21 protein-coding genes and 3 pseudogenes are annotated in these 17,906 nt (G+C 41.2%); 17 read left to right on the top strand and 7 right to left on the bottom strand.

The features are described from left to right. The first annotated feature begins 118 nt into the window (after positions 1 to 118). Positions 119 to 1,306, top strand: coding sequence for a hypothetical protein (locus ACSLFW_RS10835; RefSeq protein WP_436555745.1), 1,188 nt, complete (start codon positions 119 to 121; stop codon positions 1,304 to 1,306). Here ACSLFW_RS10835 and ACSLFW_RS10830 read toward each other — a convergent pair whose 3' ends face one another. The 3 genes from ACSLFW_RS10830 to ytxJ form a co-directional block, all read right to left on the bottom strand. Beyond that, complete coding sequence (locus ACSLFW_RS10830; protein ID WP_436555744.1) at positions 1,307 to 1,699, bottom strand: hypothetical protein; 393 nt, start codon at positions 1,697 to 1,699, stop codon at positions 1,307 to 1,309. Positions 1,700 to 2,145: 446 nt separating this feature from the next. Continuing rightward, complete coding sequence (locus tag ACSLFW_RS10825) at positions 2,146 to 2,643, bottom strand: DinB family protein (protein ID WP_436555743.1); 498 nt, start codon at positions 2,641 to 2,643, stop codon at positions 2,146 to 2,148. A gap of 71 nt (positions 2,644 to 2,714) precedes the next feature. Beyond that, positions 2,715 to 3,101, bottom strand: a complete 387-nt coding sequence (ytxJ, locus tag ACSLFW_RS10820; RefSeq protein ID WP_436555742.1) for a bacillithiol system redox-active protein YtxJ — start codon at positions 3,099 to 3,101, stop codon at positions 2,715 to 2,717. 164 nt (positions 3,102 to 3,265) lie between these two features. On the opposite strand from ytxJ, the pseudogene clpB reads away from it, so the two are divergent. The 8 genes and pseudogenes from clpB (at position 3,266) to ACSLFW_RS10780 (ending at position 9,643) form a co-directional block, all read left to right on the top strand. Beyond that, positions 3,266 to 5,849, top strand: a pseudogene (gene clpB / locus ACSLFW_RS10815) (ATP-dependent chaperone ClpB). Between the two features lie 334 nt (positions 5,850 to 6,183). Further along, positions 6,184 to 6,609: a hypothetical protein gene (locus tag ACSLFW_RS10810; protein ID WP_436555741.1), complete on the top strand. Its 426-nt coding sequence runs from the start codon at positions 6,184 to 6,186 to the stop codon at positions 6,607 to 6,609. 12 nt (positions 6,610 to 6,621) lie between these two features. Continuing rightward, positions 6,622 to 7,177, top strand: a pseudogene (locus ACSLFW_RS10805) (YdeI/OmpD-associated family protein). A 12-nt stretch (positions 7,178 to 7,189) separates the two neighbouring features. Further along, a complete protein-coding gene (locus ACSLFW_RS10800; protein WP_436555740.1) occupies positions 7,190 to 7,654 on the top strand; it encodes a DUF1572 domain-containing protein in 465 nt (154 codons plus the stop codon). 6 nt (positions 7,655 to 7,660) lie between these two features. Further along, positions 7,661 to 8,368 carry a DNA alkylation repair protein gene (locus tag ACSLFW_RS10795; protein WP_436555739.1) on the top strand — a complete coding sequence of 236 codons (708 nt, stop codon included), beginning with the start codon at positions 7,661 to 7,663 and terminating at the stop codon, positions 8,366 to 8,368. Between the two features lie 217 nt (positions 8,369 to 8,585). Continuing rightward, positions 8,586 to 8,948, top strand: coding sequence for a hypothetical protein (locus tag ACSLFW_RS10790; protein ID WP_436555738.1), 363 nt, complete (start codon positions 8,586 to 8,588; stop codon positions 8,946 to 8,948). Beyond that, entirely contained in the window at positions 8,882 to 9,040 is a 159-nt protein-coding gene (locus ACSLFW_RS10785) for a helix-turn-helix transcriptional regulator (RefSeq protein WP_436557431.1), read from the top strand. The genes ACSLFW_RS10790 and ACSLFW_RS10785 overlap by 67 nt, the downstream gene beginning before the upstream one ends. A 78-nt stretch (positions 9,041 to 9,118) precedes the next feature. Beyond that, a complete protein-coding gene (locus ACSLFW_RS10780) occupies positions 9,119 to 9,643 on the top strand; it encodes a DUF4199 domain-containing protein (protein ID WP_436555737.1) in 525 nt (174 codons plus the stop codon). Positions 9,644 to 9,749: 106 nt separating this feature from the next. Here the strand turns inward: ACSLFW_RS10780 and ACSLFW_RS10775 are convergent, their stop codons facing one another. The 3 genes from ACSLFW_RS10775 to ACSLFW_RS10765 are packed head-to-tail and all read right to left on the bottom strand — an operon-like array spanning position 9,750 to position 11,973. Then, on the bottom strand, positions 9,750 to 9,995 hold the full coding sequence (locus ACSLFW_RS10775) for a hypothetical protein (RefSeq protein ID WP_436555736.1): 246 nt from the start codon (positions 9,993 to 9,995) through the stop codon (positions 9,750 to 9,752). Then, positions 9,947 to 10,816 (bottom strand): M1 family aminopeptidase, encoded by an 870-nt coding sequence (locus ACSLFW_RS10770; protein ID WP_436555735.1) that lies wholly within the window; start codon positions 10,814 to 10,816, stop codon positions 9,947 to 9,949. Before ACSLFW_RS10770 ends, ACSLFW_RS10775 begins: the two co-directional genes overlap by 49 nt. Positions 10,817 to 10,821: 5 nt before the next feature. Continuing rightward, the gene (locus tag ACSLFW_RS10765; RefSeq protein WP_436555734.1) at positions 10,822 to 11,973 is read right to left on the bottom strand and encodes a hypothetical protein; all 1,152 of its coding nucleotides are present in this window, start codon (positions 11,971 to 11,973) and stop codon (positions 10,822 to 10,824) included. Positions 11,974 to 12,402: 429 nt separating this feature from the next. Between ACSLFW_RS10765 and ACSLFW_RS10760 the strand changes: the two genes are divergently transcribed. From ACSLFW_RS10760 to ACSLFW_RS10730, 7 genes and pseudogenes are all read left to right on the top strand, one after another. Next, complete coding sequence (locus ACSLFW_RS10760; RefSeq protein WP_436555733.1) at positions 12,403 to 12,567, top strand: hypothetical protein; 165 nt, start codon at positions 12,403 to 12,405, stop codon at positions 12,565 to 12,567. Continuing rightward, complete coding sequence (locus ACSLFW_RS10755) at positions 12,555 to 13,253, top strand: aldose 1-epimerase family protein (RefSeq protein WP_436555732.1); 699 nt, start codon at positions 12,555 to 12,557, stop codon at positions 13,251 to 13,253. The genes ACSLFW_RS10760 and ACSLFW_RS10755 overlap by 13 nt, the downstream gene beginning before the upstream one ends. Before the next feature lie 136 nt (positions 13,254 to 13,389). Beyond that, a pseudogene (locus ACSLFW_RS10750) lies at positions 13,390 to 13,950 on the top strand (GNAT family N-acetyltransferase). 55 nt (positions 13,951 to 14,005) lie between these two features. Further along, positions 14,006 to 14,167 carry a hypothetical protein gene (locus tag ACSLFW_RS10745; RefSeq protein WP_436555731.1) on the top strand — a complete coding sequence of 54 codons (162 nt, stop codon included), beginning with the start codon at positions 14,006 to 14,008 and terminating at the stop codon, positions 14,165 to 14,167. A gap of 2 nt (positions 14,168 to 14,169) precedes the next feature. Then, positions 14,170 to 14,403, top strand: coding sequence for a hypothetical protein (locus ACSLFW_RS10740; protein WP_436555730.1), 234 nt, complete (start codon positions 14,170 to 14,172; stop codon positions 14,401 to 14,403). A 106-nt stretch (positions 14,404 to 14,509) separates the two neighbouring features. After that, positions 14,510 to 15,679, top strand: a complete 1,170-nt coding sequence (locus ACSLFW_RS10735) for an ABC transporter ATP-binding protein (protein WP_436555729.1) — start codon at positions 14,510 to 14,512, stop codon at positions 15,677 to 15,679. Between the two features lie 11 nt (positions 15,680 to 15,690). Continuing rightward, entirely contained in the window at positions 15,691 to 17,202 is a 1,512-nt protein-coding gene (locus ACSLFW_RS10730) for a hypothetical protein (RefSeq protein ID WP_436555728.1), read from the top strand. A gap of 25 nt (positions 17,203 to 17,227) precedes the next feature. Here the strand turns inward: ACSLFW_RS10730 and ACSLFW_RS10725 are convergent, their stop codons facing one another. Further along, entirely contained in the window at positions 17,228 to 17,425 is a 198-nt protein-coding gene (locus ACSLFW_RS10725; protein ID WP_436555727.1) for a VF530 family DNA-binding protein, read from the bottom strand. 44 nt (positions 17,426 to 17,469) lie between these two features. Here ACSLFW_RS10725 and ACSLFW_RS10720 point away from each other — a divergent pair, with 44 nt between their 5' ends. Continuing rightward, positions 17,470 to 17,736 (top strand): histidine phosphatase family protein, encoded by a 267-nt coding sequence (locus ACSLFW_RS10720; RefSeq protein WP_436555726.1) that lies wholly within the window; start codon positions 17,470 to 17,472, stop codon positions 17,734 to 17,736. The last annotated feature ends 170 nt before the right edge of the window (positions 17,737 to 17,906 follow it).

Here is a 17,906-nt window from a genome sequence, read left to right as displayed (position 1 = left end):
GCATTTGCAGAGGAAATCCTTTTATTTTTTTTGCTGCCAAAAAAATAAAGATTGGAACGGATAGCCGGAAACAGCTTCAAAAAAAATATATTTGTCGAACCAAAAACAAAACCAAATCATGACTAAAAAAATTACTTTATTACTTGCCGCTTTCGTTTTAGTTGCTGCCTGTGCAGTCAAACAAACCAAGAGCATGCTGACTTCGGGCGATTATGACGGCGCAATTGAAATGTCGGTAAGTGGCCTGCAGGGCAACATGAATGCCAAAGGAAAACAGGATTATGTGCTTATGCTTGAGGAGGCGTTTGCGAAAGCGAAGGCACGCGACATGGCGAATATCAATTTGTGGTTTAAGGATGCGAATCCGTCTAATCTCGAGAAAATTTACCAGGCTTATGTGAATCTGAACAGCAGGCAGGAGAATGTGCGTCCGCTTTTGCCGTTGAAAGTGATTAAGGAAAACCGCGAGGCGAAGTTTGAATTTGAGGATTATTCTGATCAGATTGTAAGCAGCAAAAAGGCGCTTTCGAAATATTTATATGACAATTCACGCGGCTTGTTGGGCACGAAAGTCAAGCAGAATTACAGACGCGCTTATGACGATTTGGTGTATTTGAATTCGCTCGATCCTGATTATAAAGATGTAAAAAAACTCACTGAAGAAGCGCTTTTTAAAGGAACAGATTTCGTTAGCGTTTATACCAAAAACGAAACGAATCTGATCATTCCGGCGCGATTGGAAAGCGATTTGCTTGATTTCAGTACGATGGGACTTAACGACAAATGGACAGTTTATCATAGTAATCGCCAGCAAGGCATTGATTATGATTACGGAATTATCGTTAATTTTCGCCAAATCAACGTGTCTCCGGAGCAGATTAAGGAAAAGGAATTTACGAACGAAAAGCAGATTAAAGTCGGTACAAAAAAGTTACTCGACAACCGCGGCCATGTTGTCCTGGACAGTTTGGGAAAACCGGTTATGGTTGACGATATGCGTTTGATCAAAGCGAAAGTGAACGAAGTACGACAGTTCAAAACCAGCCAGGTTACAGCGAAAATTGACTACATAAATTTCAGGACAAACCAATTGTTGCAGACATTTCCGTTAAGCAGCCAGTTTGCGTTTGAAAATGTTTATGCAAGAATAAAAGGCGATAAACGCGCGGTTGATAAGGAATATTATCAAAATTTCAACAGGGTAAAAGTCCCGTTTCCATCCGATGAGCAAATGGTTTATGATACCGGCGAGGATTTGAAAGCCAAACTTAAAGACATCATTACGCGCAATCGTATTACAAAATAATTACTGCGGGTTTGTTTCTGTTTCGAAACCTTTAAGATTAATCGCAAAAACCAGGTCCGAAGTTTTCCAGCGGAGGTTGATGGCGCAGAGCAAAAGAAAAACCGTTGTGTGAAATAACATCAATAAACCTATTGCATACAACGGGATTTCTAATATTTTATAATTGCCTACATAACTCCAAACACCAAGATTAACAGCCACTATTTCACCAATTGTTGGCAGGACAGCCGTTGCCAGCAACGTCAATAGGATTTTGTTTTCGAGGCGTTTTATCTTTAATTCCTTTATATAATATTTCTCAAAATCATGCAGCACTGCGAATGCCAGTCCCCATGCGAACGGCAGCCAGTATGGAAATTCTCTGCCGTTGGAAAGATCGTGATAAGTCCACAAGCCGCTTTGAATGCCAAAATTTTCTGCGAAGATGCCGCAAACCGCCGAAATTACGAATCCGAGAAAATAGAGTTTTCTGCCCTGGCGATTTTCTTTTCATGAAATAAATCACGCCGGCACCAACTGCAAGAATTGCCATTACGATGATATCGCGGTCGTGAAAAACGGAAATTATAATTCCGCCAATTACAAGCAATGCAAGTCTTATCAGTGTAAAAATCAAAAGTCTGGAAAACATTTGGCGCCTTTTAGGTCGGCAAAAATAATGTTTTTTTTGGAAACGCCTTCGGCTAAGGAAACGCTGACTATGGAATTCTGAACACGTGCAATTTAAACATTAAGCATAAAAAATGCGATTCGTCAATGAATCGCATTTCTTATTTTCAAAGCTTATGAAGTCTGAAAATACAAAGGTGCAGCCGTTTCCATAGCGCAGCGTCTCCAAATCAAAAACCCATATCATCAGCACTAGGCCCATAACTTGCCGGCACATTGATATCGAGCAGTCTGAAATAAACGCCCAATTGTGCGCGATGGTGCGTCATTTGATTGAAGGCATGGCGAATTGTTTCCGCTTTTGTGTCTTCGGAAAAAATCTGATCGCCCGAACGCAAAGTCCATTTTTCTTCGAGTTTGCCTTCGTTTTCAGGAATGAGTTGCTTGCGGGCTTTTACTAGCGATTCATCGAAAAGCTTTACGAGTTCTTCTGCAGAATTAATTTCTGTCGGCTTATAATCCATTTTGGCGAAATCCAGGCCTTCGGTTGTGAGTGCAACTTCTACCCAGGCAGGTAATTCGGCTAAATGCGTGGCGAGACTTTTCAAAGTCATGCTTTTTTCATGCGGCTTGAAATCGAATTTGCCCTCGGGTACTATTGTAAGGAATTTCCGTGTTATGAGCGCTTCTTTCTCCATTTCTTTAAGGAACATCGGGATTAAGTTCATTTGGATCAGTGTTTTGAGGTTAAGGTTCAGGAATTGGCTGCTGTCTGAAATCTGCTGTCTGCTATCTTCTTTCAGACGAATTCTTTGAGTTTTTCCGCATCGATATCACTGTGGGAAACATTATAAACGGCTTTTCCGTCTTTGATTACAATCAGTTGCGGCGATTGGTGCTGCACTTGGTAACGCATTGCAATGGCATCGGAAATATCACGATGTGCCAGTAAATCGAGGAAATATAACTCGAGTTTTTCAGTTTCGATATTGTGCTCGTTCTCGAACTGCTTCAGCGAAAAGCGGCTGATGCTGCAACGCGTGCTATGCTTGAAAATGGCGACGGGTTTCTGCATTGAAATGTTGTCGATGTCGTCAAGTTCAGCCATGGATTCTAAATAATACCAATGTACTTTCGGTAATTCCTCCGGCTTATCATCGCCAAATATATTTTTAAAAAAGCTCATTTTTGTCGGGTTTTAAGACATTTTGTCTGATTTAATTCGTTGAATTACAACTTAAACGGTCATTTTGTCCTGAATTCTGAATTGGAACATAAATTGAGAATTACCCAAAGTTAGCGAAAAGCGACGATTAAAAAATACAACTTTAAAAACATTAAGAAAACTATATGAATTTCAATAATTTCACAATCAAATCACAGGAAGCCATCCAGAAAGCGCAGCAGATTGCACAGCAAATGGGGCACCAGCAGATAGAAAATGAGCACATCTTCAAGGCGATTTTTGATGTCGATGAAAATGTGGCGCCTTTTATCCTGAAGAAACTCAACGTGAATGTGCCGTTATTCCAAAAGATATTAGACAGCACACTCGAAAGTTTCCCGAAAGTGTCGGGCGGCGATATCCAATTGTCGCGTGAAGCTTCGAAAGCTTTGAACGAATCGGTTTCGATTGCACAAAAAATGAACGACGAATTTATTTCGATTGAACATTTATTGCTTGGTATCTTCAATTCAAAAAGTAAAGTCGCGCAGATCTTAAAAGGCAGGGCGTGACTGAAAAAGGACTTCGTACCGCCATCGACGAACTTCGCAAAGGTGAACGCGTGACCTCAGCTTCCGCTGAAGAAACTTACAATGCATTAAACAAATATGCGAAAAACCTCAACGAGCTCGCCAAAAATGGTAAACTTGATCCTGTAATCGGCCGCGATGAAGAAATACGTCGTGTGCTGCAAATATTGACGCGAAGAACAAAAAATAATCCGATGCTCGTTGGCGAGCCAGGCGTTGGTAAAACCGCAATTGCCGAAGGTCTCGCCCACCGTATCGTTGATGGTGACGTTCCTGAAAACCTCAAAGATAAAATCGTATTTTCTCTTGATATGGGCGCGCTGATTGCCGGTGCGAAATTCAAAGGTGAATTCGAGGAAAGGTTGAAATCTGTCGTAAAAGAAGTGACTTCAGCCGAAGGCGATATCGTATTGTTCATCGACGAAATCCACACCCTTGTTGGTGCCGGCGGCGGTGAAGGCGCGATGGATGCGGCCAATATCCTGAAACCAGCATTGGCGCGTGGCGAATTGCGTGCGATTGGCGCCACAACTTTAGATGAATACCAGAAATATTTCGAGAAAGACAAAGCATTAGAACGTCGTTTCCAAAAAGTAATGGTTGATGAGCCGGATACTGAAAGTGCGGTTTCAATCCTTCGCGGAATTAAAGAAAAATACGAAACGCATCACCAGGTCCGTATTAAAGACGAGGCGATTTTAGCAGCAGTAGAATTATCACAGCGCTACATTACGAATCGCTTTCTTCCAGATAAGGCAATTGATTTAATGGACGAAGCGGCTTCAAAATTGCGTATGGAAATCAACTCTAAACCTGAAGAGCTCGACGTACTCGACCGCAAAATCATGCAGTTAGAGATCGAAATCGAAGCCATCAAACGCGAAAACGATGACCAGAAGCTGAAATCGCTCGGCATGGAACTCGCCAACCTCAAAGAAGACCGCAACGAAATCTTCGCGCAATGGAAAAGCGAGAAAGACATCGTTGACAATGTACAAAATGCAAAACTTGAAATCGAAAATTACAAAGTCGAAGCAGAACGTGCAGAACGTGATGGCGATTACGGAAAAGTAGCCGAATTGCGCTACGGAAAAATCAAGGAAGCACAGGAAAGACTGGATCAATTCCAAAAACAATTACAGGAAAAAGACGGCAAAAACCTCATCAAAGAAGAAGTTACGCGTGAAGACATCGCTGAAGTCGTTGCCAAATCGACCGGAATTCCGGTGATGAAAATGCTGCAAGGCGAACGCGAAAAACTGCTGAAACTTGAAGAAGAGCTGCACAAACGCGTTGTGGGCAGGAAGAAGCAATTGAAGCCGTTAGTGATGCCGTTCGCAGAAGCCGCGCGGGTTTGCAGGATGTGAAAAAACCAATCGGGACCTTCTTATTTTTGGGAACAACCGGTGTCGGAAAAACCGAACTAGCCAAAGCGCTTGCCTCCTATTTATTCGACGATGAAAATGCGATGACACGTATCGACATGAGCGAATACCAGGAAAGACACAGTGTTAGCCGCCTGGTTGGTGCGCCTCCGGGATATGTTGGTTATGACGAAGGCGGGCAACTGACCGAAGCCGTCAGGAGAAAACCGTATTCTGTCGTATTGCTCGATGAGATTGAAAAAGCGCATCCGGATACGTTCAATATTCTGCTTCAGGTACTTGACGAAGGCCGATTGACCGACAACAAAGGCCGTGTAGCTGATTTCAAGAATACGATTATCATCATGACTTCCAATATGGGAAGTGAAATCATACAAGAGAAATTTGAAAATCTCAAAGGCAGCGTCGAAGCTGCAACGGAAGCCGCAAAAACAGAAGTGCTTGGATTACTGAAACAAACCGTGCGTCCGGAATTCATCAACAGGATTGACGACATTGTGATGTTCGCGCCGCTTACGCAAAATAATATCCGCGAAATCGTCAGTCTTCACCTGAAAGGCATTACGAAAATGCTCGCACAGCAAAGCATTACGCTCGACGCTACTCCGGAAGCGATTGATTACCTTTCGCAAAAAGGCTATGATCCGCATTTCGGCGCGAGACCGGTGAAACGTGTGGTGCAGAAAGAAGTTCTGAATGAATTGTCAAAGGAGATTTTGGGAGGAAAAGTGGCGACCGACAGCATCATATTGCTTGACAGTTTCGATGGGAAATTGGTATTTCGAAACCAATAATCTTAAACATCTTATCTAATTATAAAAATGCGATTCGTTGATGGATCGCATTTTTTGTTTATGGAAGTTTTCATAACTTCGTTAAAATTTCTAACGATGCGAAAAACCGTCTTAATTTTTACCGCGTTATTGATGATAATCTCCTGTAACCGTAAGGACAATGAAACCATTAAATCTATGGTGAAAGAAAATCCGCTTTTACAATTCTACAGGGATACAACGTTTTCTGAATTGTATGTTTATCCGGATACGACCTACGGGAAATCAAAATACCTTTTCAAAGGCAAGATGATTGATTCGCTGACCTGCGCGAGCCTTCCGAAAAGCGTCACAGATGGCAGACACCTGGACGGAAGGCTTCTACGGAATTTACTCCTTCAAATTCGACAAAAACAACACCGGATTGATTACGCGAACGCCCGGAGAATATGATTCTTCAATGATTTCCTTATGGATATACAACGATAAAAGTCAAACGATAACCCGAAGTATGAGATTGTCAAATATTTTCGGCGATGCCGGCGACTTCGACGTTTATAATTCCTGGTTGTTTTCTGAAAAGGACAACGGACTGAAAGTGCTGATGTATGATTATTATTCTTATGACCATTCCGTTGAAGACGAGAACGATACGATTGTAGATATTACGAAAGAATATTTATTGTTGAAAGTTAAAGCAGAAGTTAGTGACACGCTTTCGAAAAATCCGGATGAATTGAAAAAAAGGTTTGCAAGGCAATTGGAGAAAATGTCTTTTTAAAATTTGTTTGAAATGAATCCAACCTTCTTCCCCACGCCTGCCGATTTCCGAAAATGGCTCAAAAAGAACCACCGTTCGGAAACAGAACTGCTTGTCGGTTTTTACAAAATCGGCAGCGGAAAACCTTCAATCACCTGGCCCGAGTCTGTCGATCAGGCACTTTGTTTCGGATGGATTGACGGTGTCAGAAGATCCATTGACGCTGAAAGTTACAGCATCCGCTTCACGCCTCGAAAAAAAACGAGTATTTGGAGTGCCATCAACATTAAAAAAATCGAAGAATTGACGAAAGCCGGACTAATGACAACCGATGGAGAAAAAGCTTTCAGCGAGCGCACCGAACAAAAATCGAAAATCTATTCTTACGAAAAAGAACCGGCGCTACTCGATCCGGCTTACGAAAAATATTTCGGGCGAATAACAGCGCATGGGATTTCTTTGAAAAACAAGCGCCTTCTTATAAAAGGCTTATGATCCACTGGATTATGAATGGCAAGCAAGAAAAACAAGAGAATCGCGGCTAGAAAAAATGATACAGGCGAGCGCAGCACAAAAACGAATTCAATAAAAATCTTAAATTATGCATCAAACTGCCGGACGATTTCGGGAAGTCATTTTAAACGGAACTTTCATTGCCAATACCAATTACAAAGCGCAATTGGACGGATCAGATTGGAAAATGGCGACTGAAAAAGTAGGTGATCTCAATACAATTGCCGTTCTTGCGCAGCATATCCATTATTACATCAGCGGCGTCAATAATGTGTTTCGCGGTGGAATGCTGGATATAAAAGACAAATTCAGTTTTGATTTTCCGCCAATCGAATCACAGCAACAATGGGATGATTTTTTGGCGAAATTCTGGAATGATGCGGAAGCATTTGCTATTTTCATCGAAAAATTGCCCGGAGAAAAATTCAACGCGCCATTTACAGACGAAAAATATGGCACTTACCTGCGCAACATCGACGCGATGATTGAGCACAGTTATTATCACCTCGGGCAGATTGTGCTGATTAAAAAAATCTTATTAAACGAAAAATAAAGCAATATGACAGTAGATGAAGTTATGGCCGAACTGGCTTCTTACGGAAGTGAAAATATCAAAAAGATATTGCTGAGGCACGGCGTAAAAGAGCCATTCTTCGGTGTGAAAGTGGAATATTTAAAGATTATCCAGAAGAAAGTAAAAATGGATTACGAGTTATCACGAGGCCTTTTTCTGACCGGAAATGCTGATGCGATGTATCTCGCCGGACTCATAGCCGACGACAAAAAAATGACCAGAGAAGATTTACAGCAGTGGGCAGATTTGGCGGTTTCTACCAATATTTATGAATATACGGTGCCCTGGGTTGCGGCAGGAAGCAATTTCGGTTTTGAGCTTGCCATGCAATGGATTGAATCAGATGAAGAACGCATAGCAGTTTCCGGCTGGGCGACTTTAAGCGGACTCGTAGCCTTAACAGCAGACGACCAACTGGATTTGACAACTTATAAAAACCTGCTGAAGCGCGTTGAAAACGACATTCACTCGGCTAAAAACCGCGTGCGTTATGCCATGAACGGGTTTGTGATTTCCGTCGGTTCCTACATTAAGGATTTAACAGAAGAAGCTTTGAAGGTGGCCTCAAAAATTGGCGACGTAGAAGTGAATATGGGCAGGACATCCTGTAAAGTTCCTGACGCCGCGGGATATATTAAAAAAGTTGCTGATAAAGGTGCGATTGGAAAAAAGAAGAAAACAGTAAAGTGCTGATTTAATTAAATCAAATCTTCAAATTCAAAGCAACCTTTTGCAAGAAAAATCATCTAATTAAACAAAGCAACTAATCCCATGCTTAAAAAGTTTCGCAAACAATACATGGTATCAATTAGTTAATAATATTTGTTTAGATTACTTTTTTAGAACACCGTCTTTTAGGCGGTGTTTTTTATTTGGATTTTATTGATTTCTTATATTTACCAAAAAAATCATGCTTGTCGACAGGATAAAGGCGAACAGGGAAAATATCATTTACGGCATTTCGATTGCGTTGCTTATCGCTTTGATAAAATGGATGGAATTTCGATTTGTCGTCATCAGCAACCGGCTCGAAATTTACGTTGGCATCATCGCGCTGATTTTTGCTGCGCTGGGCGGATGGCTCGTTTATTCGTTGTTGCCGAAAGGTGGAAAACCTGAAATTCCCGTTACTGAAGTTCCTTTTATTTTCAATGAAGCCGAAGCCAAAATCCGCAACATCAGTAAACGCGAACTCGAAGTTTTAGCATTGATGGAAACAGGATTATCGACCAGGAAATTGCCGACAAGCTTTTTGTTTCTGTCAACACAATAAAAACCCACGCATCAAATCTGTTTGAAAAACTCGAATCCAAAAGAAGATTACAGGCAATTGCCGTCGCAAAAGCGCTGAATTTATTGCCTTAATTGCAAAATCATCCGAAAGGATGACCGCTGATAACGGCAGTTTTTCCAAATTTGCTGCCTAATTCAAATACATACAACATGAAAAAAATTATCATTAAGTACGGATTCATTTCCGGTGCAATCGCAACAATTTTTATGGTTATCGCATCGGTGATGATGCACAACGACCCGAATTTCCATGGCAGTATGATTATGGGCTTCGGCGGAATGCTGATTGCCTTTTCATTCATATTCCTTGGCATTAAAAATTTTCGCGACAAGCAAAACGGAGGCACTGTAAGTTTCGGAAAAGCCTTGCAGATCGGTATTTTAATTGCATTGATTTCTGCAACCTGTTACACCGGCGTATGGATGCTGGAACATCATTTTTTATATCCGGATTTTATGGAGAAATACAGCGCTTTGCAATTGAAGCACCTTTCAGAATCCGGATTGAGTGCTGGAGAAGTACAGACAAAAACTGCAGAAATTATGAAGATGAAAGAAGATTACAAAAATCCGTTTATGCGGATCATGTATACCTATATGGAGATTTTTCCGCTTGGCATTATCGTAGCTTTAATAAGCGCTTTGATCCTGAAAAAGAAAGCAGTTGTCTTATAAAAACTTGCGCCTTAGCATCTTCAATAATAAGATGTTAAGGCGCAAATATAATTCTTGTTAAATTGCTTTGATTTTGAATTAAGTCGAGCAATTTAACTATTTTATCCTACTTTTTATCTTTTGTAAATACAAAATCCTGCCCTTGTGCATGGAATGTTACCTGAGATTTATCCGCATTATACTGTGCAGTTAGCCCCGCTTGTTTGAATTCGAATTTGTCGTTCCCCATGTCTTCGAGTGGAATCAACGGATAGCCGGTTACCTGCAAATTCAGTATGCCATCGACATCTGAGAATTCAAGTTTTATCGGAAGCAGTTTACTTGAAAAAGTCCCGACATAATTATCAAGCACAGGTTCTGTTTCAAGCGTGTTAATGCCGCTTTTCCAGACATTATTACCCGGATTTGAATCAGGAAGTGCGTGTGAAGGGTCGAGGGTAATCGTGTCAATTTCTTCGGTTGTATTGCTGGCGAAGGTTCAGATTTTTCATTGCGCTGCCAAATTTCCACAGGCAGTTTTATCGTTTTGGCGCCGCCACTCTTGAATTTGATTTCAACAGTTACCGGCATTGCCATTTTTTCAAGGTTGACAATAGTAATTTTTGCGCCTTGTTTTGGGTCATTCTTTCTATATTTTACAGAAGCAACGCCCTGATCCAATTTCCAATTGTTGATGAACCAGCCGCGCCAGAACCAATTTAAATCTTCGCCACCGACATTTTCTATAGTTCTGAAGAAATCATCCGGAGTTGGGTGCTTGAATGCCCATCTTGCCACATAAGTGCGAAAAGCCCTGTCGAAGCGCTCATTCCCAAGGATTTGCTCGCGTAACATCGTGAGTCCTTCGCCTGGTTTTGCATAACCTAAAATGCCCAGATGCTCTTCTTTCAAACCATCAGGAGCGGTCATGACTGGTTCCAATTCAGGATTCGTAAATGCATCAGCCATCATCTGCAGGTCTTTCGTTTTGTCTTTATATTCGCCATTGTTGAAATCAGCGCCGCTAATTGAATTGATAAAAGTGTTAAAACCCTCGTCCATCCATGCATATAAACGCTCGTTCGAGCCCACAATCATCGGGAACCAGCTGTGGCCGAATTCGTGATCTGTTACACCCCAAAGTCCTTCACCTGTCGACTGCCAGTCACAGAACGCAATGCCCGGATATTCCATTCCGCCTACGATACCCGCAACATTGGTGGCCGCCGGATAAGGGAATTCAAACCATCTTTTAGAATAATTTTCGATGCAGCCTTTTGTATATTCCGTTGAACGTCCCAGGCCGAATTGCCATTGCTTTCTGCAGGATAAGCTGAAATCGCCATTGATTTTTTACCACTTGGAAGATTGATTCTTGCAGCATCGATGATAAAAGATGCCGATGAAGCCCAGGAAACATCGCGGGCGTTTTTTATTTTGAAGTGCCAGGTCAAAGTCGTTTTCCCTGAAGGCCTTGAAGCCGGATTGGTAACTTCGCTTTCGCTGCGAATCATGACAGTTTTGTCGCTTTTTGCAGCCTCAGTCCATCTTTTTTGCTGCTCTGCTGTATATACTTCAGTTGGATTTACCAATTCTCCTGAAGCAACAACGATATGATTGGCAGGTGCCGTAACGGTCAGGTCGAAATCGCCGTATTCGAGGTAGAATTCTCCTGCACCCAGATAAGGCAAAGTATTCCAGCCACGGATGTCGTCATAAACGCACATTCTTGGATACCATTGCGCAATCTCATATATCTTTCCGTTTTTGGTATCCTGGATGCCCATTCGGTCGGAACCGAATATTGGAGAGATGAATGAAAAGTCAATTTTAAGTTTTACCGTTCCGCCGTTGGCATTGATATCCTGTGGAAGGAAAACCTGCATGCGGGTATCATTGACTTCAAATTTGAGTTCTTTTTCGGTGGTTTTTCCGTTGGAAGTTGACAATAACTTCACAGATTTTATCTTGTGCCCGCCATCAAAATCCTGGCCTTTGTCGCCATTGCGGCTTCCTGAGAGCGGAATGATGGCTTCGCCTCGTGCCTCTTTTGAAAACAGATTCTGGTCGACATTCATCCAAAGGAAGCCAATTTTGTTCCGGACTGTTATTGGTGTAAGTAAGGATTTCTGAACCGGTGACCTCATCTTTTTGTCATCTAAGGTTGCAGAAAGTTGGTAATCGGCTCGGTTTTGCCAGTATTTTGAGCCGGGCTGCCCGCTTGCCGAACGCGTGTCGGTACCGTTTGAAGTATAAAACCCAGGTGCGAAGGCATCGTGGTAATTGTAGTTGGATGTTGCCGGTGCTTGTTGTGCATTGCCGCTCCAACCCGTGAAAACAAAGCCACACACGCGGCTTTAAGAACATTTTTTGTCATATCTATAGAATTGCTTTGGCAAATAAAAGAAAAAAAAAGATGCGGGGTTTAAAATGAAGGAGTTGGGGTTGATAAATATTCGTTAAAAGTTGGGTTCAGGTGTTGGGTTCAGGGTATTGCATGATGGGACACAGATGACGCGGATTATACAGATATCCGCGGATTTTCTGTTATTCATTGAAAATGATTTGAAATAGTAAAAGTTCAGGCGACACACACGCGTTAGGGATAGCAGCAAGTATCCTGACATTGCACATTATTATTTCCTTTTGAATGAAACTTTCCGCAATGGCAGATACTGCGGATAGCCCAACCCGCAGGGGAACGCCCAAAAAAGCACCGTGAAATCTATGATTTAGATTTAATCTGCTAAATTTGTTGTGAAGCAAATATTTCTTTAAGAATGAACATAACAATTTCGAACAACCATCTTACCGCCGTCATCAACCCGAAAGGCGCCGAACTCATTTCACTTAAAAATACCGCCGGTAAAGAATTCATCTGGGAAGGCAATCCTGATTTTTGGGCAAGCACTCGCCTGTGCTGTTTCCGATTGTGGGTACGCTAAAAAATAATGAGTATATTTTTGAGGATGAAAATTATTCGCTTTCACGCCACGGGTTTGCACGCGATATGGAATTTTCTGCGAAGGAAACTAAGGCCGACAGCGTTACTTTTTCATTAACGTCGACAGAAGAAACGATAAAAAATTATCCGTTCAGATTTATCTTCGAAATTAGTTATACGCTTAAAGAAAAAGGCCTTATCATCAGTTACAGGGTTTTCAATAATGACGAAAAAACAATGTGGTTTTCTTTGGGCGCACATCCTGCGTTTGCGCTTCCTGGCAATTTTGAGGATTATGCCATTGTATTCGATAATGATGAAAATCCGGAATATCATTTGCTTGAAAGCGATTTGATTTCGCCAAAAACTTCCTTATTGACGACGAAAAACGGTGAAAATGGCTTAAATTATTCGATGTTTGAAAATGATGCCCTGATTTTTAAAAAGCTGCAATCTAAAGGGCTTTCCATCCTGAAAAATGCAAATCCGTTTTTAAAAGTACATTTTGGAAATTTTCCTCATTTGGGCATCTGGACGAAGGCCAACGCGCCATTTCTTTGCATTGAACCTTGGTTTGGTCATTCAGATGCAATTGACAGCAATGGTGATTTTACGCAAAAACAAGGCATCCAAAATATCGGAATTAATGGTATTTTTGAAGCTGCATTCCGAATCGAAATCTTATAAAAAATCAATGTCAAGTTCAATTTCAAAAATCAAACCTGATATTAATTTTTGAAATTGATTTTTTGTAATTGTAATTGATTTTGTAATTGACCTTTGTAATTGACCTTTGTAATTGACCTTTGTAATTGATATTGATATGTTAGAACTCAATTTTACGCCTTTTCCAATTCTTGAAACAGAAAGACTTTTGCTGCGACGGCTTGAAAACAGTGACATCAGGAACGTTTTTGCATTGCGGTCTGATCCGGAAACTATGAAATACATTCCGCGCCCGCTTGTCACCAACGATGAAGAAACGCTCGCGCACATTGCAATGATCAATGAAAAGATTGACAATAACGAAGGCATCAATTAGGCAGTGACGATAAAAGGCAATCCGGAATGCATTGGAATTATGGGCATTTACAGGATTCAACCCGGGAATTACCGCGCAGAAGTCGGCTATATGATTTTACCCCAATACAACGGAAAAGGCATTGTCACCGAGGCGGTTGCAGCAATTGTACGATACGGGTTTGAAGATTTAAAGCTGAATTCTCTCGAAGGCGTCATCGATCCTGAAAATATTGCCTCGGCGAAAGTCCTTGAAAAAAACGGTTTTATAAAAGAAGCGCACTTTCTGGAAAATGAATTTTTTAATGGAAAATTTTTAGATACAGTTGTGTATTCGCTGCTGAAGAAATCATGGAACCGTTAAAGGAGCAACCTTTTCGCAAAAATTGCATCTTTATTTTATAAACAAAACTAAAATTATGAAGTTAAAATCAATCCTTTTTATCTTATTTGCAGCCGTAACCTTTACAGCTTGCGACCTTCACAGTTCTTCTTCCGCGAGCTGCGAGCAAACTATCGGCATTGGCACTACTGCTGTAACTGGCCCAATACTGCCTCCGTTAACCAAACCATTACACTAAATGTGACTTATCTGAGGTCGTCCTGTGCGACTTTTTCAGAATTTTCCACCATAAATGGTACGAGTACCCAAAATGTAACCGTAATGGTTGATGTTGACCCTTGCGCCTGTGTGAACGAAGAGTCGGTGACAGAATCGAAGAATTTTGATTTTAACAGAACTACTGCCGGAACTTATGTACTGAATTTTAAAAAAGCCGACGGTACTTTCTTAACCCATACAATTGTAGTTTCTTAATACCCGTTCAATAAATTCAAATCCCGATGAAATAGTCGGGTTTTTTTTTTTGCTTTCCTCTCATTGCAATAAGTAATTCTTTACATTTGGCTAAATATCACTTGTAATGAATGAATTTCAACAACAATTTGAGCAAATAAAAGATTACCTCAAATTTGAGGATTTTTCGCTGCTTACCAAACGCATCATCGACCTTACGCTCGACACCGAAAATATCACTTTTTATAAGCAAACCTGCGATTTCCTAAACTGGATTGATCAGAACGAAACCGATGCCGAAGGCAGAAAAGTGCGTTTTGAAGCAATGCTTTCTGCACTTTACAACGAACTTTCTGCAAAACCGATTCCGCCGAAAAAAATCCTTATCAGTACCGAAAAACTGCAAAAGTCATACGGCATGTCGCGCTTTTCACTCGGCCCAATTGATATGGAAATCCACGAAGGTGAAATCCTCGGCCTTGTCGGCGAAAACGGGAATGGAAAAACTACTCTGTTGCGCGCTTTGTGCGGCGAACTATTTCCGAGTTCAGGCAAATTGCAATACCATTTTGATTACGGGGACACTTACGACTTGCGCACCAAACTGGTGTATATTCCGCAAAGGACAGATACCTGGTATGGTTCGATGTATGAAAACCTGCAGTTTACTGCGGCTTCTTACGGCTATAAACCTGAAGAAAATGAACTTGTTGTAACATTAATCATAGCGCGTTTGGGGTTGCGAAAGTTCCGCGACCACAGCTGGAAAAGCCTTTCATCCGGCTACAAAATGCGTTTTGAACTCGCGCGGATGTTACTCAGAAAACCTAAAATTTTGCTGATTGACGAGCCGCTCGCGAACCTTGACATTCTGGCGCAGCAAACGATATTGGAAGATTTCAGGTCGATTGCCAAATCGCCTTTCCGTCCTATCGGAATTGTATTGAGTTCGCAGCAGTTGTATGAAGTCGAAAAAACTTCCGACCAGGTTATTTTCCTTAAAAATGGCGTTCAGAAGAATTTACATAATAAGGTTTCGGCGACAGAAGAATTTAAAGAAATTCAGCAAAATCATCTCGTAATAGAATTTGAAAGTGGTTGGTCGCAAAGCCAGTTGGGTGAAATTTTCAAAGACAAAAACCTGATTTCTTTACAATTTAACGGTGGCACTTACATCGCAACTTTCCCCGAAACTTTTACCATTTACAACTTCATGGCGTTGCTTGTCGCACAACAGGTACCGGTACTTTACTTGCGGGATATTTCCAATTCGACGCGCAGATTCTTCGTTTCCTAAAACCAAAAATTATGTTCAAAAACATCCAAAAATACCTGTTGATCAACTATTCGTTGTTATGGAACCTGAAAATCGTGCCGATTGCCGCGACCGCACTGGCCTTCAATATTTTGTTTTTTATAATAGGATATGCCAACGGCGCGATCGATTTTACTGAAACCGACGACAATTACCTTTCAAATCGAAATGACGGAACCGCCGTTTTCTTCGGTGTGCTTTTAGCCTTTTTGATTGCTGTCATCTGGCTGGTTTTTTATTTTAAGAATAATGCATATAAATCATTTTATCCAATAAAGAAATTTTCGCTTTTCAGTGAATGGGCATTATTGCTGTGTGGCGCCTTGCTGATCTGCACGTTTTCATTTAGTTATTTTTACGGAAAAGATACGAAAGTCCGCAGCTATTTTACCAAAGATGAAGCTGTAAGGCGCTGTAAAGTTTTAAGCGTCGGCGCATTCTTTATGAACAAAAGCGGCTATGTTTTCAATGAATATGTAACGGCAGACAGTGCGTCAACTATTGTAAACGTGCGGGTTGATAGTTTTAATTACCGCGGGCATAAATACCACGTCAATTCATTGATGAATAAAAACATTAAGGGATTCCAGTTTACCAATCAAAAGCAGGATTCCCTTTTAAGAGTCCGCATAAAAGACTGGCTTGTTCATAACCAGAAAGATTCGGTGCAAGCCGCGCTGCAGCAATACATGAAAATCGCCAAAGAACATTACCTGCCTGCAAATATTACGGCTGAACAATCAACAGGCCTCGTATACGACTATCCTGATTTTATGCGCTATAAGGAAATCGGAACCGAAGAACGCGAGTATTACAACCCGAATCAATATGATTATGAAAACCGAAGGACACAAATCGACACCGCCAATCAATACCTGAAAGTTATTGGCAACGACCAATATATCTATAACAAATATTTTGTTCCGGCCGAGCAACTTAACCATTCTTACGATACAATCGCCAGAAGCTGGGTCAATCCGACCGCAGATGCCGGTATGTTGAGAAATATATTTTATGCAGCGCTCGCGTTTTCAATCGCCGTATTTTCTTTCCGCGCCACATCCGGCAGAAACTGGCTGATTGCCCTTATTTCATTTGGCGTGCTCAATATGCTAACCGGATTGTTCAGCGCGATGGCCGGCACCGAAAAACTCTACCTTTATGTGAGTTGTATCATTGCAATTGCCATCATAATTTATTTTTTCGCCACTGTCGCTTCGGGAAAAGGAAAAAACATTTCCGGAGTTGTACTCAATGTGATTTTGTGGATCTTGCCGATAATTTTACCGTTGTTGTTTTACACCGGACTTGAAATTGCAAAATACGCGAGCGGCTATTATTCGTATGACCTCGATTATGAGATGAGAAGAAATGCTTTCCCGACCATTACGATGCTGATCGAGAGTTATGAACTGGTTTTTCTTATCAATATTCCGGTAGTAATCCTTATGATGTTGTATCTGTCGGTTGTGATTAAGAAATGGAAAGGTTTGGCTGAAAGCTGATTTTATTGAAATTTTGGTAATGTTTTTATGTAAAGCGCTTCGACTTTCTTCTTGCCCAATCGGTTTTCCGAAGAAAGGCAAGGCTCGATTTGATACTCGGATTTTCATTGAAACACTTGATTTTGATAAGTTCGCCAAGCGTATCGAAACCGTAATGTGCTTCAAGTTGTTCGAGCATCTTTTGCAAAGTGATGCCGTGCAGCGGATTGTTCTTATGTTCCATCCGGCAAAAATACGTAAATTAGAAGTCGTACATTAATGAAAGCAATGAAGAAAATATATTTTATCCTGATTTCAATCTTTATGCAGAATATGAATGCCCAAAACGAACCCCTAACTACAATTTATTTGTTCCGTCATGCGGAAAAAGCAGCAATGGCGGCCGATCCTGAATTATCAGAAGCAGGAAAACAACGGGCGCAATTCTGGATGCAGTATTTTGAAAATATTCCTGTTGACCTGATTTACAGCACGCAATACAAAAGAACGCAGTCGACAGCGTTTCCTTTGGCATCGAAAAAGGACTCGAATTAATCGCTTATTCGCCTGCAACATTAGATTTAAAAGCACTTGCGGCAGCCAATCCGGGAAAAATCATTGTAATTGTCGGACACAGCAATACGATTCCGAAACACATCAATCAGTTGCTTGGCACTGATAAATACAAAGACATCGACGAATCTGAATTCGGTAATCTTTATAGC

The organism is Flavobacterium sp. 3HN19-14 (genome assembly GCF_051373205.1).
Lineage (GTDB): Bacteria > Bacteroidota > Bacteroidia > Flavobacteriales > Flavobacteriaceae > Flavobacterium.
Note: the sequence above shows the minus strand (reverse complement) of the source record. Positions and strands in the feature narration are given on the sequence as shown.